The sequence below is a fragment of the Planktophila turicensis (SeqCode) genome, assembly GCF_965234405.1.
GTDB lineage: Bacteria > Actinomycetota > Actinomycetes > Nanopelagicales > Nanopelagicaceae > Planktophila > Planktophila turicensis.
This window is the reverse complement of the sequence record NZ_OZ248346.1, coordinates 564,863-581,224: the sequence shown is the minus strand read 5'-3', so window position 1 is coordinate 581,224 and position 16,362 is coordinate 564,863. Positions and strand designations below refer to the sequence as shown.

General features: G+C 49.6%; 15 protein-coding genes. 1 reads left to right on the top strand and 14 read right to left on the bottom strand.

The features are described from left to right. Positions 1–11: 11 nt before the first annotated feature. Genes hisF through AC8GFK_RS02945 form a run of 10 tightly spaced genes read right to left on the bottom strand, consistent with a single transcriptional unit; the run spans position 12 to position 10,896 of the window. Entirely contained in the window at positions 12–785 is a 774-nt protein-coding gene (hisF, locus tag AC8GFK_RS02990) for an imidazole glycerol phosphate synthase subunit HisF (protein WP_506625687.1), read from the bottom strand. Further along, complete coding sequence (gene priA / locus AC8GFK_RS02985; RefSeq protein ID WP_506625686.1) at positions 782–1,507, bottom strand: bifunctional 1-(5-phosphoribosyl)-5-((5-phosphoribosylamino)methylideneamino)imidazole-4-carboxamide isomerase/phosphoribosylanthranilate isomerase PriA; 726 nt, start codon at positions 1,505–1,507, stop codon at positions 782–784. The genes hisF and priA overlap by 4 nt, the downstream gene beginning before the upstream one ends. Further along, a complete protein-coding gene (hisH, locus tag AC8GFK_RS02980; protein ID WP_506625685.1) occupies positions 1,504–2,097 on the bottom strand; it encodes an imidazole glycerol phosphate synthase subunit HisH in 594 nt (197 codons plus the stop codon). Before hisH ends, priA begins: the two co-directional genes overlap by 4 nt. Positions 2,098–2,102: 5 nt before the next feature. Further along, on the bottom strand, positions 2,103–2,690 hold the full coding sequence (gene hisB, locus AC8GFK_RS02975) for an imidazoleglycerol-phosphate dehydratase HisB (protein ID WP_095673439.1): 588 nt from the start codon (positions 2,688–2,690) through the stop codon (positions 2,103–2,105). Next, complete coding sequence (locus tag AC8GFK_RS02970) at positions 2,687–3,775, bottom strand: histidinol-phosphate transaminase (protein ID WP_506625684.1); 1,089 nt, start codon at positions 3,773–3,775, stop codon at positions 2,687–2,689. Before AC8GFK_RS02970 ends, hisB begins: the two co-directional genes overlap by 4 nt. Next, a complete protein-coding gene (hisD, locus tag AC8GFK_RS02965) occupies positions 3,772–5,079 on the bottom strand; it encodes a histidinol dehydrogenase (protein ID WP_506625683.1) in 1,308 nt (435 codons plus the stop codon). Before hisD ends, AC8GFK_RS02970 begins: the two co-directional genes overlap by 4 nt. A 40-nt stretch (positions 5,080–5,119) precedes the next feature. Further along, entirely contained in the window at positions 5,120–8,653 is a 3,534-nt protein-coding gene (gene dnaE / locus AC8GFK_RS02960; RefSeq protein WP_506625682.1) for a DNA polymerase III subunit alpha, read from the bottom strand. Between the two features lie 19 nt (positions 8,654–8,672). Beyond that, the gene (locus tag AC8GFK_RS02955; protein WP_095673435.1) at positions 8,673–9,611 is read right to left on the bottom strand and encodes an RluA family pseudouridine synthase; all 939 of its coding nucleotides are present in this window, start codon (positions 9,609–9,611) and stop codon (positions 8,673–8,675) included. A gap of 6 nt (positions 9,612–9,617) precedes the next feature. Then, complete coding sequence (locus AC8GFK_RS02950; protein WP_506625681.1) at positions 9,618–10,082, bottom strand: signal peptidase II; 465 nt, start codon at positions 10,080–10,082, stop codon at positions 9,618–9,620. Position 10,083: 1 nt separating this feature from the next. Next, positions 10,084–10,896 (bottom strand): TraR/DksA family transcriptional regulator, encoded by an 813-nt coding sequence (locus AC8GFK_RS02945; protein ID WP_506625680.1) that lies wholly within the window; start codon positions 10,894–10,896, stop codon positions 10,084–10,086. Between the two features lie 272 nt (positions 10,897–11,168). On the opposite strand from AC8GFK_RS02945, the gene ileS reads away from it, so the two are divergent. After that, the gene (gene ileS, locus AC8GFK_RS02940) at positions 11,169–14,285 is read left to right on the top strand and encodes an isoleucine--tRNA ligase (RefSeq protein ID WP_506625679.1); all 3,117 of its coding nucleotides are present in this window, start codon (positions 11,169–11,171) and stop codon (positions 14,283–14,285) included. A 4-nt stretch (positions 14,286–14,289) separates the two neighbouring features. On the opposite strand, the gene AC8GFK_RS02935 is transcribed toward ileS, so the two are convergent. The 4 genes from AC8GFK_RS02935 to pgeF are packed head-to-tail and all read right to left on the bottom strand — an operon-like array spanning position 14,290 to position 16,360. Beyond that, positions 14,290–14,571, bottom strand: a complete 282-nt coding sequence (locus tag AC8GFK_RS02935; RefSeq protein WP_095673432.1) for a YggT family protein — start codon at positions 14,569–14,571, stop codon at positions 14,290–14,292. Between the two features lie 5 nt (positions 14,572–14,576). Then, entirely contained in the window at positions 14,577–15,044 is a 468-nt protein-coding gene (locus AC8GFK_RS02930) for a cell division protein SepF (protein ID WP_506625678.1), read from the bottom strand. Between the two features lie 12 nt (positions 15,045–15,056). Continuing rightward, on the bottom strand, positions 15,057–15,701 hold the full coding sequence (locus tag AC8GFK_RS02925) for a YggS family pyridoxal phosphate-dependent enzyme (RefSeq protein WP_506625677.1): 645 nt from the start codon (positions 15,699–15,701) through the stop codon (positions 15,057–15,059). Beyond that, positions 15,698–16,360 (bottom strand): peptidoglycan editing factor PgeF, encoded by a 663-nt coding sequence (gene pgeF / locus AC8GFK_RS02920; protein WP_506625676.1) that lies wholly within the window; start codon positions 16,358–16,360, stop codon positions 15,698–15,700. Before pgeF ends, AC8GFK_RS02925 begins: the two co-directional genes overlap by 4 nt. Between the last annotated feature and the right edge of the window lie 2 nt (positions 16,361–16,362).

Sequence of the window (16,362 nt, the reverse complement as noted above, 5' to 3'; positions counted from 1 at the left end):
CGTATTCTGCCTTAGACCGTATGCGCATTGCGCACTGAATAATTGTGACCAGAAAGGTACTTCTTTACATCGCCGATACGGTGAATTCCGAAGTGGAAGACGCTGGCTGCGAGGAGTGCATCAGCTCCAGCATCGAGTGCCGAGGCGAAATCTTCGAGGGTGCCGGCGCCACCACTGGCAATCAGCGGAACCTTTGAGACAGCGCGGACGGCGGTAATCATTCCGATGTCATATCCGGCGCGAGTTCCGTCAGCATCCATAGAGTTGAGAAGGATTTCACCAACGCCAAGCGTGCACGCCTTTTCTACCCAAGCGAGTGCATCAACACCCGCGGATTCGCGGCCGCCATGAGTTGTCACTTCAAAACCTGAATCGGTACGCGCGCGACGCGCATCAACGGATAGCACCAATACTTGTGAACCAAAGCGATCTGCGATTTCAGCAATCAATTCAGGGCGAGCTAGAGCTGCTGTATTGATTGAAACTTTGTCAGCACCTGCGCGCAGCAAGCGATCAACATCGTCGACGGTGCGAATTCCACCACCTACTGTGAGCGGAATAAACACTTGTTCAGCTGTTCTGCGAACTACATCAAGAGTTGTTTCACGCCCTGCGACACTTGCTGAGATATCAAGAAAGGTAAGTTCATCAGCACCTTCTCGTCCATAGAGCGCAGCCATCTCAACGGGGTCTCCAGCATCAACGAGATCGGTGAAGTTAACGCCCTTCACAACTCGACCGTCGGTGACGTCGAGGCAAGGAATGATGCGAACTGAAAGTGTCATCGACGCGTGAGCTCTAAAGCATCTTCGAGTGTGAATGCGCCAGCGTAGAGAGCCTTACCAACGATTGCACCTTCAACACCGATTGCGTTAAGGGATGCAAGGGCAGCTATGTCATCAAGGGAAGAAATGCCGCCTGATGCGACAACAGGTTTCTTGGTAACTGCACAGACTTCTTGAAGCAATTCCAAGTTTGGACCCTTAAGAGTTCCATCCTTAGTCACATCTGTGACTACATAACGAGAACAACCATCACGCTCAAGGCGTTCGATAGTTTCAAAGAGATCGCCGCCTTCTTTGGTCCAACCGCGAGCTGCAAGAACATGTCCGCGAACATCAAGACCCACTGCGATGCGATCTCCATGTTCTGCGATAACGCGCGCAGTCCATTCGGGATTTTCAAGCGCAGCAGTACCTAGGTTTACACGAACGCAACCAGTTGCAAGTGCGCGACGAAGTGATTCGTCATCGCGAATTCCACCAGAGAGCTCGACTTTGATATCAAGTTTCCCCACTACCTCTGCAAGCAGCGCGCTATTTTCTCCGCGACCAAATGCTGCATCGAGATCAACAAGGTGGAGCCATTCAGCGCCAGCTGCTTGGAATTCGAGGGCAACTTCAAGTGGGTTTCCATAAGCGGTTTCAGCATCAAGTTCGCCTTGAACGAGGCGTACAGCGCGTCCATCTTTGACATCGACTGCAGGTAAAAGTTCGAGGTAGCTCATAGTGAGTCCGTCCAATTCTTAATCAGATGTAGTCCTGCATCTCCGGATTTTTCTGGGTGAAATTGCGTCGCTGCAATAACTCCATCTTCAACTGCTGCCAGAAAATCTTCGCCGTGGTGTGCCATCGTCGCGATTGCACCGACCTTCTTCTTTACTGCGTATGAATGAACGAAGTAGAACGACTCATTTTCAACGCCTTTAAAGAGTGAACTTCCGCCTGGGGCAGAAACGGTGTTCCAGCCCATATGAGGCAATATCGGTGCTTCAAGTTTTTCTACTGTTGCATCCCAGACGCCAACGCCTTCATGGTTGCCATGTTCGACGCCGCGTGCAAAGAGAATCTGCATACCCACGCAGATACCTAAAGTTGGACGTTTTAAAGAAATTCGCTCGCGAACAAGTTGATCTCCACGAACACCAGCAAGTCCTTGCATGCAAGCAGCAAAAGCACCCACGCCAGGAACTACGAGACCGTCGGCGTTGAGTGCAACGTCGTAATCAGATGTCAGCACGACCTCTTTGCCAGAAGTTTCAAAAGCGCGTTGGGCTGAACGAAGATTGCCAGATCCGTAATCGAGAATTGCAATCACGAACGTTAGAGAGAGCCCTTTGTAGAAGGAATCCCGGCAACGCGACCATCGAGTGCAACCGCATCACGCAGTGCGCGCGCAACAGCTTTGAATTGTGCTTCAAAGACGTGGTGAGCATTACGGCCTTCGAGAACACGTACGTGAAGTGCGATGCGCGCTTCAGCAACGATTGATTCCCAGATGTGCTTTCCGAGAGTTGTATCGAATGTTCCGATGAGTTCGACTATTTCAGGTTGGCGGTGCACAAGATATGGACGACCCGAAAGATCGACAGCTGCCTGCACGAGAACTTCATCAAGTGGCACCATCGCATCGCCAAAGCGGCGAATGCCTGCCTTATCGCCAAGTGCTTCGCGAAGTGCCTGGCCAAATGCGAGTGAAGTATCTTCAACGGTGTGGTGTGAATCGACATCGACATCACCTGTTGTCTTTACAGTGAGATTAAAGCCAGAGTGCTTACCTAGTTGGCTGAGCATGTGATCAAAGAATGGGACGCCGGTATCCACTGAAATCTCGCCAGTTCCATCGAGATTGAGTTCTACAAGAACGCTTGACTCTTTAGTAGTGCGTTCAACTCGTGATGTTCTGCTCATTTTTCTCCCAGGCATGCCGATAGCGTTGAAACAAATCTGGTGTTTTCGGCCTCATTGCCAATGGTGACTCTTAAGTAACCCAATAATCCCACATCTCTGATGAGAACTCCCCTATCGAGCATCGCCTGCCAGAGCTGCGCCGAAGGCATATCGAATCCTGAGAAGAGAAGGAAGTTTGATGCGCTTGGAATGACGGTAAGCCCCATATCGGTAAGTTGCGCTGCAACGCGATCGCGATCGGTGCGAAGTTGAGCAACCGTGCCAAGCAACTCATTCTTGTAATCGAGTGCGACTTCACCAGCTGCCTGCGTGAGCGCGCTGAGGTGATACGGCAAGCGAACAAGGAACATGGCATCGATGACTGCTGGATCTGCAACCAGATAACCAAGGCGAACACCTGCAAATGCAAAGGCTTTACTCATAGTGCGAATAACAACAACGTGCGGATATTTCTTGATGAGCGTTACCGCTGAGGTCTCTTCAGAAAATTCTGCGTAAGCCTCATCGACTATCAAGAGCCCTGAGGTGAGACGTGCAATCTTCTCGATTTCATCGATAGTGACTGCAGAACCTGTTGGATTGTTTGGTGTTGTGATGAAAGTGAGAGTTGGCTTGTCCCGCTGAATCTGTGAAATTGCAGAGTCGATATCGAGGCTGAAATCTTCGCGGCGACTTCCATTAAGCCACTGCACTTGAGTTACCTTGGCAATCAATGGATGCATCGAATAAGAAGGAGTAAAGCCGAGAGCTGTTCCTCCGCCGAATGCCATAAAGAGAGATTGAATAATTTCATTGCTGCCATTTGCAGCCCATAGATTCTTTGCATCGAAGTTGGTTGCGGATAGCCCATTGATGAATTCAGCAAGCTTGGTACGCAGAACGACTGCATCACGATCTGGGTAACGATTAAGAGTGAGCGCTACTTCTGAGACTCGATCAGCAATCGCCTTTGCAAGAGCGGGTGAAGGCGCATATGGGTTCTCATTGGTATTCATCACAGCATCTGCAGGAAGTTGCGGCGCTCCATATGGTGAGAGTTCGCGAAGATTTTGGCGAAGTGGAAGCCACGCTGGCCACTGGTTCATAGATTTTCCAAACGCGCTGTCATTGCTTCGCCGTGAGCAGGAAGATCTTCGGAGTTTGCAAGAGTGACGACGGTATCGAGAATGTCGGTAAATGCTTTTTGGTCATACTCAATGAAGTGAAGGCCGCGTAAGAAAGTTTGCACAGAGAGCCCGCTGCTGTGGCATGCACATCCACCAGTAGGTAAAACGTGGTTTGAACCAGCTGAGTAATCTCCGAGTGAAACTGGCGAGAAGCGACCAATGAAAACTGCACCAGCATTGCGAATCTGCGCAGCATCGCGCGCTGCGTTCTTTGTCTGAATTTCAAGGTGCTCCGCTGCATAAGCATTTACAACGTCAAGCCCTTGTTCAACTGAATCCACTAAGACGATTGCTGATTGGATGCCAGTAAGCGCAGTGCGAATACGTTCGGAGTGCTTAGTGGCGGCAACTCGCTTCCCTAGTTCTGCTTCAACATCCTTGGCAAGCTGAGTTGATGTTGTAACTAGGACTGCTGCTGCAATGACATCGTGCTCAGCTTGGCTGATGAGGTCAGCTGCCACATCTGCAGCGATGGCGCTCTCATCGGCAAGAATTGCGATCTCTGTTGGGCCCGCTTCTGAATCGATACCGATGATTCCACGCAATGCGCGCTTAGCTGCTGCCACATAAATATTTCCAGGACCAGTAACGAGGTCACACTTCTGTGCCACGTCCTTCATTCCATAACCAAAGAGTGCAATTGCTTGCGCTCCCCCAACCGCATAGACCTCGGTGACTCCAAGGAGTGCACAGGTCGCAAGGATTGTTGGGTGCGGAAGTCCGCCAAATTCTTTCTGTGGCGGAGATGCAACTGCGATGCTCTGCACTTGTGCAATCTGAGCGGGAATCACATTCATCATGACGCTACTTGGATAGACCGCGCGACCACCTGGGACGTAAAGGCCCACACGATCTACGGGGACCCACTTCTCTGTAACAGTTCCGCCATCGACAACTGTTGTTCGGGTTTCACCGCGAACTTGATCGTTATGAACTTTACGAATACGTGAAGCAGATTCTTCGAGTGCGCTACGAATTGCAGGATCTAATTGAGCTAGCGCTTGATCCAATGCCGATTGTGGAACTCGGATTGAAGCAGGCGTTACTCCATCAAACTCTTGAGCGAGAGCGATCAGATCTGATTCGTTTCCGTGCTGAACGCGACGGAGAATCGGTTCAATGAGAACCATCGCTTGCGCAACATCGAGCTGTGCACGTGGAAGCTCGGCTTGATAGCCAGCTTTGTCGAGAGACTTTCCACGGAGGTCAACGGTGCGAATCACAGCGCGATTCTACTTTGTGTAGCGAGAGGGCGAAGACCCTTTAAATCCTGATGAGACAGTCTGACCCAAGAATTGCCTTGAGATCTGCGCTCAAACTTGGTGATGATGTTACTAGCGCGTCAATTTTGAGAGTCGTTGATTTCTGTTGATCAATGACTTGCAGATGAACTTCACGTTTTCCTGGATGTGAGCGAAGGATCTCTTTCATTCGTTCAACAATCGGTGGAGTTACTTGGGCTGCTGGCAATGAGATTAGTAGCGGTCCTGTAGGAGCTGCAGAAATATCAGGCATCTTCATTTCAAGAGCGGTAAATCGAACTTGTTCATCGGTTCGTGAGAATCGACCGCGAACAACAACTACGCGATCTTCGGTGAGTGAGAGCGCGTATTGGTTATAAGTATTTGAGAAGAAGAGAACTTCAATAGCGCCTTCCAGGTCTTCAACGTTAACAACCGCCCACGATGCGCCTTGTCGTGAAACTTTTCGCTGAATGCCGGTGATCAGCCCACCAATTGTGACCATGCCATCTTGTGGGCCGTCATCAAGGAGCTGGCTGATCGACATATCTGTATGTGACCGAAGAACATGTTCAACACCTAAGAGCGGATGATCTGAAACATAGAGACCCAACATCTCGCGCTCGAAGGTGAGCAGCGTTGATTTATCCCACTCGGTTGTTGGGATTTCAATATCAAGACCTGCAACTTGCGTAATCGAATCTCCACCGAAGAGATCGAACTGCCCGATGGCCTCAGCGCGCTTTGTTTCAATCACTGAATCAATAGCTTCGAGGTGGATAGCCATGAGCCCCTTACGAGGATGTTGAAGAGAATCGAATGCTCCTGCCTTAATGAGAGATTCGATGGTCTTCTTATTGCAGACGTTGGCATCGACCTTGGCGAGGAAATCTCCGAAGGATGCGAACGCTCCCTTGCTTTCACGAGCAGCCTTTACGGAAGCAACTACTCCTTCACCTACGTTACGAATTGCAGCAAGGCCGAAGCGAATATCTTTTCCACGAGGGGTGTATTCGGCATCTGATTCATTGACATCAGGTGGAAGAACTTTGATTCCCATGCGGCGACACTCGGAGAGATAGAGCGCAGACTTATCTTTATCATCGCGCACACTGGTGAGAAGTGCTGCCATGTACTCAGTTGGATAATTCGCTTTGAGGTAGGCGGTCCAGAAAGAAACAACTCCGTAACCCGCGCTATGTGCGCGGTTAAATGCGTAATCAGAGAACGGAATCAGAACTTCCCAGAGACGTTTAATAGCGCTGACAGAGAAACCGTTCTCCTTCATGCCTGCTTCGAATGGGATGTACTCCTTATCAAGGATCTCTTTATTCTTCTTACCCATCGCCTTACGCAAGAGATCTGCGCGGCCGAGGGTAAAGCCAGCAACTTTCTGTGCAATCGCCATAACTTGCTCTTGATAAACAATGAGGCCGTAAGTGTCACCGAGAATCTCTTGAAGTGGTTCAGAGAGTTCAGGGTGAATTGGTTCGACAGGTTTACGACCGTTTTTGCGATCGGCATAGTTATTGTGCGCGTTCTCGCCCATTGGACCTGGGCGATAAAGGGCAATCACCGCAGAGATGTCGGCAAATGAATCAGGTGCCATGCTGCGAAGAAGTGCGCGCATCGGCCCGCCGTCGAGCTGGAATACGCCCAAGGTATCGCCACGCGAAAGAAGTTCGAAAGTCTTCTGATCACTCAGTGGAAGATCTTCTAGAACGACATCGATATTCTGATTCGCTTTGATATTAAGAAGAGCGTCATCGAGAACCGAAAGATTTCGAAGGCCAAGGAAGTCCATCTTGAGAAGCCCTGTTGATTCGCAAGCACCCATATCGAACTGCGTGATGATTGCGCCATCTGCTTCACGGCGATGGATAGGAATAACATCGAGCAAAGGTTCGCGCGAGAGAATCACGCCCGCTGCATGCACTCCCCACTGACGTTTTAGACCTTCAAGGCCCTTTGCTAAATCAACGACGCGCTTTGAATCTGGATCTGTCTCATAGAGCTGGCGGAATTCACCTGCTTCGCCATGGCGCGCATCTTTAGAGTCGAAGACACCAGAAAGTGTGATGTCTTTGCCCATGACTGAAGGAGGAAGAGCTTTGGTGAGCTTTTCACCGATTGCATATGGATAGCCAAGAACGCGCGTTGCATCTTTAAGTGATTGCTTAGATTTAATTGTTCCGTAGGTGATGATCTGAGCTACGCGATCTTCGCCGTACTTTTCAGTTGCATAACGGATCATCTCTGAGCGACGACGTTCGTCGAAGTCGAGGTCGATATCAGGCATTGAGATACGTTCTGGATTGAGGAATCGTTCAAACAAGAGACCGTGTTCGATGGGATCAAGACCTGTGATGCCAAGTGCATATGCAACGAGTGAACCTGCTGCAGATCCACGACCTGGACCTACGCGAATTCCAACTTTCTTTGCATGTCCAACAAGGTCTGCCACAACAAGGAAGTAACCCGGGAATCCCATCTTCGCCATGACATCGAGTTCGTATTGCAAACGAGTGCGATATTCCTCGGTTGCTTTATCGCCGAGTTTCTCAATCAGACCGCGGACAGATTCTTTGCGTAGCCAGGTATCTTCTGTTTCGCCTTTGGGAACTTCGAATGCGGGAAGCAAGTTCTCGTTCTCGCGTAATTTGACGTTGCAGCGTTCGGCAATGAGAAGAGTGTTATCGCAGGATTCAGGGATATCTTTAAAGAGCTCGCGCATCTGTGCAGGAGTCTTGAGGTAGAACTCATCGTTATCGAATTTAAAGCGCTTGGGATCGGCAAGTGTTGATCCTGATTGCACGCAGAGAAGTGCTTCGTGAGCTGCGGCGTCTTCATGGCGTGTGTAGTGAAGATCATTTGTGGCGAGCAATGGAAGTTTGAGCTCTTTACCGAGTTTAAGAAGATCGGCTTTTACGCGAGATTCAATATCAATTTGGTGGTCCATGACTTCGAGGAAGAAGTTATTGGCACCAAAGATGTCTCGGTAATCACTTGCTGCACGTAACGCCTCTTTGTAATTACCCATACGAAGACGAGTTTGAATTTCTCCACCTGGGCAACCTGTCGTTGCAATCAGGCCATCGGCATAGCGCGAAATAAGTTCGCGGTCCATACGAGGCTTGTAGTAATAACCTTCGAGAGATGCCAGCGATGAAAGCCTGAATAAGTTAGCCAGCCCTTGATTGTTTTCAGCCAGGATGGTCATGTGCGTATATGCGCCGCCACCTGAGACATCGTCTTCACCACCATCGGCCCACTGCACGCGCTTCTTATCAAAACGAGATTCAGGTGCAACGTAGGCTTCAATACCAATAATTGGTTTGACGCCAGCTTTCGTTGCTTGTTTATAAAAATCAAATGCGCCGAAGACATTTCCGTGATCTGTCATGGCGATTGCCGGCATTTCTTGGCGGGCTACCTCATCAACGAGATCTCCAACGCGCGCGGCACCATCGAGCATCGAGTACTCGGTATGCACATGAAGATGTACAAACGAGTCTTGCGTCGATGCCCGTGAAGCTGAAAAATCTTCAGATGACATGGTGGCGCAACATTAGCGCCTAAGGCAGAACTGCTTCGGATAGCAACGCCAGAGAAGCCTGAAGGTCGGCTGGATATGGCGCGGTTAACACGAGCGGGTTTCCATTCGTTGGGTGGTTGAACCGCAGTTCAAGAGCATGAAGCCAAGGTCGAGACATTTTCATTTTCTTGCCGAGGACAGGATCTGCGCCATATGTCGTATCCCCCACGAGTGGATGACCGAGGGCAGAGAAGTGCACGCGAATTTGATGTGTGCGTCCAGTTTCGAGTTCGACCTTCACCAATGAGACAGAGCGGTAATACTCGATAACTTCGTAATGGGTGATGCTCTCTTTACCTGTTGCAACAACTGCAAAGCGATGATCTTCCTTTGGGTGGCGGTCAATAGGAGCATCGATTGTTCCAGTCGATGGATCCATATGTCCTTGGACGAGTGCGTGATAGGTCTTCTCAACTTCATGTTCACGGAACATTTCCTTGAGTTTGAGATACGCAGCTTCTGTCTTTGCGATAATCATGAGGCCTGAAGTTCCGGCATCGAGGCGATGTACAACGCCGGCACGTTCTGCCGGACCTGAAGTAGAAATTGTGTAACCCGCAGCCATGAGAGCACCAACGACTGTAGGTCCCATCCATCCTGGACTTGGGTGGGCAGCGCATCCAACAGGCTTATCAATCACGACGATGTCATCATCGTTATAGACAACAGTCAGACCTTCGAGCGGAGTAAGAGGAATGGGATCTTGGTTGAGAGGCGCTGGCATCAGCACTTCAATAACTTGTCCTGCTGCAACGCGATCTGATTTTTGCATCGCTTGATTGCCTGTGGTGATATCACCATCTTCAAGAAGTTTGACGATTGTTGTGCGCGAAAGACCTAAAACGCGAGTCAGCGCGCTATCAATGCGCTCCCCTGCGACACCTTCGGGGACTGTTAACTGTCGTAAATCTCTTGTCATATGTGGCTACCTTACCCGTGTAATGGGAGGGATATTTCGCATCGTCAGCACAAATGCAATTGCCGCAGCTGTTGATATAGCCATATCTGCAATATTGAAGACCGGCCAATTAGGAATCTGAATCCAATCAATCACATGTCCATTGAGAAATGATGGTTCGCGAAAGATTCGATCAGTGAGATTGCCCAGAACTCCGCCCAATAAGAGCCCTGCTGTCCATTGCCAACCATGAGATGTAATTCGTGAGGCATAGGAAATAACTGTCACGACAACAGCTAAGGCAAGAAGTGAGAAGAGAATCGTAAATCCGGTTGCCAGGCTAAATGCTGCACCAGAATTCTTAATGAGGGTGAATTGCAGAAGGTTTCCGATTATTGATTTAGGAGTAGCTGAGAAAGTGGAGAGCGCCCACGTCTTTGTTACAAAATCGAAGAGCCAGATAGTCCACGCGATTGCGAACAATCGGCGCACGTTAGCGGCGCTCTTCCTTCTGCTTGCAGATCATGCACAAAGTAGCGCGAGGAAATACTTGTAGTCGTGCCTTACCAATTGCAGAACCGCAATCTTCGCAATATCCATATGACTTTGCGTCGATGCGCTCGAGAGCGCGTTCTGTCTGCAAGACCATGTCGCGAGCATTAATCACGAGTGACATTTCATGTTCGCGTTCGAAAGTCTTTGTTCCAGAATCAGCTTGATCATCGCCAGCGCCTTCACCAGAATCAGCGATGAGGTCATCCATCTCGGCTTCGACGAGTGCGAGCTCGTGGCGAAGACGTTCGAGATCTTTTGCAATATCAGCACGAATCGTCTTGAGCTCTGCAGTAGTCCAAGGCGCTTCGCCTTCAGCTGCAGTAACAGGAGTAGGAGCTGCCTTAATTGGCTTCAGCGGTGCAACTTTCTTTCCGCTCTTAACTGGACGCGGTGGAGGTGGCATTACTAAGCGGCGCTCTTCAACAACAGGTGCCGCAGTAGGTGCAACGACTGTTGCCACAGAAACTGTCTGAGATTTTTCATCTACGGTAAGAGTTGTCTTACCAATCTTTGATGGAAATGGGCGACCTGGTGACTTTGCCACAGAAGTTTTTGGAGCTGGCGCCTTCTTGGCAGGAGCTGCCTTCTTTGCAGGAGCTTTCTTAACCGCAGCCTTCTTTGCAGGTGCTTTCTTAGCAACCTTCTTCGCTGCAACCTTCTTAGCAGGAGCCTTCTTAGCGACCTTTTTTGCAGGCGCTTTCTTGGCTGGGGCTTTTTTAGCCGCCTTCTTCACAATCTTTTTTCCTGGCACGCCGCGCACCTTATGCGTTTTTCCCCTCGTAACCAACTTTGCCACGCATGGTTTAGACTTTGCGAGCAAGACCTTGCAGGAAAAGTGCGTTGATGAGGCCATCACCTTCGGAGCACGCTGGAAGATCCGCCATATAAGCGGGGTAGAACCAGCCGGATGTAAGTAATAAAGAGGTATCTCCAGCATCACGGCTGAAGCTACAAGGCGGGTGGTACCGCGAAGTCGCCAGATTTCGTCCCTCCAGAAGTTCTTAACTTCTTGGAGGATTTTTTATGTCATCACCATTTCGCGCAATCCCCGCAGCGATCGACCTTCCAGCGATGGAACACTCGATTCTAGATTTCTGGCGCGAGAATGAGATTTTCCAGAAGAGCATGCAATCACGTGCCAATGGAACTCCTTGGACTTTTTATGAAGGCCCTCCTACTGCTAACGGAATGCCAGGCACTCACCACATTGAGGCGCGCGTATTTAAAGATGTCTTTCCTCGTTATCAAACGATGAAGGGAAAGTACGTCACCCGTAAAGCTGGATGGGATTGCCACGGACTCCCTGTAGAAATTGCTGTTGAGAAAGAGTTAGGTTTTTCCGGCAAGGGCGATATTGAAAAGTTTGGCATCGCTCCCTTTAACGATAAGTGTCGTGAATCAGTAACCCGACATGTAGATGCATTTACGACCATGACAGAGCGAATGGGCTTCTGGGTTGATTTCGATCAGGCTTACTGGACGATGGCTCCGGAATACGTCGAGAGCGTCTGGTGGAGCCTCAAGGAAATTTGGAAGAAAGGTCTGCTTGTTCAAGACCATCGTGTTGCACCATATTGCCCACGTTGTGGAACAGGTCTTTCCGATCACGAACTTTCGCAAGGATATGAAACTGTTACCGACCCATCTGTCTTCGTACGTTTTCCTGCAACATCAGGAGAACTCGCAGAACTTGGCGCTTCATTCTTAGTATGGACAACAACTCCGTGGACACTTGTCTCTAATACCGCTGTCGCAGTTCACCCAGATGTTGATTATGTAGTGGTGAAGGCAACTGTTGAAGAGGCAAGTGAAATTCTCGTTGTTGCACAGCCTCTACTTTCCAAGGTCGCAGGAGAGCACGAAATCCTGAAGACTATTAAGGGTAAGGATTTAGAGCGCACCACCTATAAGCGCCCATTTGATTACCTTGAAATTCCGGATTCACATTTCATTGTCTTGGCTACCTATGTCACCACTGAAGATGGAACAGGGCTTGTTCACCAATCCCCTGCATTCGGTGCAGATGACCTTCAGGTTTGTCGCGCCTATGGATTACCTGTTGTGAACCCGATTGCACCTGATGGAACATTCCTTTCAGATGTGCCAGTCGTTGGAGGAATGTTCTTTAAGGAAGCAGATAAGCCACTCGTGAAAGAGTTAAAGGCAAACGGCGTTCTCTATAAGCACCAACCATATGAGCACGAATACCCACATTGCTGGCGTTGTCACACTGCGCTGATCTACTACGCACAACCATCTTGGTATATCCGCACCACTTCTATCAAAGATGAATTGATCCGTGAAAATCAGAAGACTGATTGGCATCCAGAAACAATTAAGACTGGTCGCTACGGCGATTGGCTCACCAACAATATTGACTGGGCACTTTCACGTAATCGTTATTGGGGTACTCCCCTTCCCATCTGGCGTTGCGAGAATAAGCATGAAGTCTGCGTTGATTCGCTCAAAGAGCTAGGCGCCCTTGCAGGACAAGAGCTCAGTGCAATGGACCCACACCGCCCATTCGTTGATGACATCACCTTTGCCTGTGCCGAATGTTCGACAACTATGAATCGCGTTCCTGAAGTAATCGACTGTTGGTATGACTCAGGCGCGATGCCATTTGCTCAGTGGGGATATCCGCATAAGGAAGGTTCAGTTGAGAAGTTCAAGGCTGCCTATCCAGCTGACTTCATCTGTGAAGCAATCGATCAGACCCGTGGCTGGTTCTACACCTTGATGGCTATTGGAACTTTGGTCTTCGATGAAAGTTCTTACAAGAGCGTTCTCTGTCTTGGTCACATCTTGGATAAAGATGGTCGCAAGATGAGTAAGCACCTCGGCAATGTTCTAGAACCAATTTCGCTTATGGATCAACATGGCGCAGATGCTGTTCGTTGGTACATGTTGGCCGCCGGTTCACCTTGGTCTGCTCGTCGCGTTGGCCACGATGCAATCTCTGATGTTGTTCGAAAGACGCTACTTACTTACTGGAACACCATTTCATTCCATGCTCTCTATGCAGAAGCATCAAAGTTTGAACTTTCGCAGAGCCCGGCTTTGAGCGAACGTTCCATGATGGATCAATGGATCATCAGTGAACTCAATGCACTCATTGTTGAGGTAGATAAGGCATATAACGATTTCGATTCGCAGACTGCTGGTCGCGTTCTTGCTCGCTTCATCGACGATCTATCCAACTGGTACGTGCGTCGTTCGCGTCGCCGTTTCTGGGATGGCGATGTTGCAGCTCTTGCAACGTTGCATGAGTGCCTCACCACCGTGACTCAACTATTGGCACCGATGGTTCCATTTATCGCAGAACACACGTGGCAGGTACTGGTGCGCCCAGCGGATTCAGGAGCAGTTGCTTCAGTGCATCTCACTGATTTCCCTGTTGCAGACTTATCTCTCATTAATGCTGCACTTAACGAGCAGGTTGCCATGACTCGACGCGTTGTTGAGTTAGGTCGTTCTGCTCGCGCAGAATCTGCCATCAAGATTCGCCAGCCTCTTCAGCGCGCACTTATCTCGGCGCAAGGATGGGCTTCCCTTCCAGAAGATATGAAGGCTCAGATCTCTGACGAACTCAATGTCATCGAGCTTGAAGATATCGCCAACGCTGACGGAGATTTAGTAGATATCTCAGTGAAGGCAAACTTCAAATCACTCGGCGCTAAATACGGCAAGGCTGTTCAAGATGTTGCAAAGTTAGTTGCTGCAGCTGATGCAACCGCTCTTGTAAAAGGTCTGCGCTCTACCGGATCAGCCACACTGGGTGAATTCGCCATTGATATCGATGACTTAGTAGTCACTGAAGTTCCAAAGAGCGGCTGGATGGTGGCAAGCCATGATGGCGAGAGCGTGGCTCTTGATCTAGCTCTATCTCCAGAGTTGATAGCTTCAGGAAACGTCCGTGAAGTCATCCGCTTAATTCAAGAACGTCGCAAGAGCGATGGCTTTGATATTTCGGATCGTATCTCTGTGCGCTGGAACGCCCCTGCCGAGTTAGCTGAAGTGATTGCCGCCCACGCTGCGCATATCTCTGACGAAGTACTGGCGCTTTCATTCGAATTTGATGCAGCAGTTGCTGCAGGAGATAACGAATTGAGCGTTGGAGTAACTCTCGCGAAGGCTTAAGAAGCTAGAGAATTATTCTGATTGCGGTCTGAGCAAAATTGATCGCGATAAGTAAAACGATGAAAGAGAGATCAATCGCTACGCCACCAAGGCGAAGCGGTGGAACGAAGCGCTGCACAAATCTCATTGGGCGATCGGTGATTGAATAAATCACTTCAAAGATTGCAAGGAAGAATGCATTGGGGCGCCAGTTGCGCGCAAACATTCGAACGTAATCGATAATGATGCGTGCGAAGAGAGCTAACTTAAAAAGTCCAAGAAGCTGTACGAGAAGCGATGAGAGCATGCGTATTAGCTCTGGTTGAAGAACGAAGCTTGTGCAGCTGTCTTATCTTCATTGCTCACGCTGACATTTGCTGGCGAGAGAAGGAAGACTTTAAGGCTGATGCGTTCGATGCGTCCGTGGAGTCCGAAGACAAGACCACTTGCGAAGTCGACAAGACGCTTGCGCTCTGACTCTTCCATGTCATCGAGATTGATGATCACTGGATTTCCTTCACGGTAGTACTCGCCAACTTTGCGAGCTTCAGAGTAAGAACGTGGTTGAAGAGTGATGATGTTGTATGAAGAGATTGGTTCTTCGATCATCGCAGGCTGTGAAGCGACTGGAGCAGGTTGGTGAGAACCTAGAACTGTTACTCCGGTTCGTTCGCGAGTAGGACGTGCAACTGCTGCGCGTTGTGGAACCTCGGAAACGTTGGTCTCTTCATCTGTATCGACGAGGCCAAGGAAGCCCATCATTTTATTGAGTGCTGACATATGGCTAGGTTACTAGCGCACCGTGCGTGAGCCGAGGATTGAGCTACCTACGCGAATATGTGTCGCTCCGCAGTCGATAGCAATTTCAAAGTCACCCGACATTCCAGCAGAGAGGGATTTTGCTTCTGGGTAGTTGCTGATAAATCTTCGATGAATCGCAGCGATTTCGGTAAAGGCAGTTCGGGGGTCTGCAGCAACTGGCGGGACGCACATCAACCCGGCGAGGTGAAGATTGGCAGACGCCAGTGCGATATCTGCAAGGGCCGGCAGCTCGGATTCAACGGCTCCCCCACGTGCAGGATCGCGATCGAGTGAAAGTTGAAGGAAGATATCGAGCGGCTTGGTTGCCGCATTGGATAATTTGGAAATATGGCTGGCGTTATCGAGGGAATGAATCACATCAGCCCACGCTGCAATATCTCGTAACTTTCGACTTTGGATTTCGCCTTGGTAATGCCATCTACCATCAACTGCTACAGATTTTTCTAAACCTTCTTCGTTGCGGTTCTCGCCAAAATCCCTGACTCCTAATTCATGGAGAATCTGCACATCAGAAACTGGATATGTCTTGGTCACAACAATCAGCGTGATATCCGGGTTCTTAATCCGCGCCTTTACGGCTTCGAGATTTGTGGCTAATTCATCGCGGCGGCTCATAGCGTAATGATCCCTGCTTGGCGCCCAGTTACTCCATCGCGACGATACGAATAAAGATCAGAATTCTCATGCGTGCAGCGGAATTCATCGATAATTGAAATGCCTGCATCTTTCAGGAGAACCCGCAGAGCTGCAGGAAGGTCAAGCGCAGGTGTTCCTTGTGCAGTCTTCGCACGCGCTGCCGGATGTAGAGCAACAACTTCGTCGTGGATTTCTTGTGAAACTTCATAACAATTTCCACAAATAGAGGGTCCGATGATTGCAGTGATCTCTGTAGATCCCATATCGCGCATTACTTCTATGGCAGCAAGTGCAACGCCATTAACGAGTCCTTTGCGACCCACATGCACGGCGGCAACGGAGTGAGTTGAATGGAGCAACAATGGAATGCAATCAGCCACTTGTACGGCCAGCGAAAGACCAGGTATTCCTGTAACTAAGGCATCGGCAGTGGGATCTTCATCTGTTACCTCTTCGATAATCGCCACTCGATTGCCGTGCACCTGCGACATATATTGAATCGGGCCAAGTTCGTTAGCCAAGAGCGCTCTATTTGCTAAAACAGTTTCAAGATCATCAGTGACATGAGTGCCCAGGTTCAAAGACGCAAAAGCACCGGAGCTTGCGCCACCGGTGCGATTGGTAAAGCGATACTTCATGC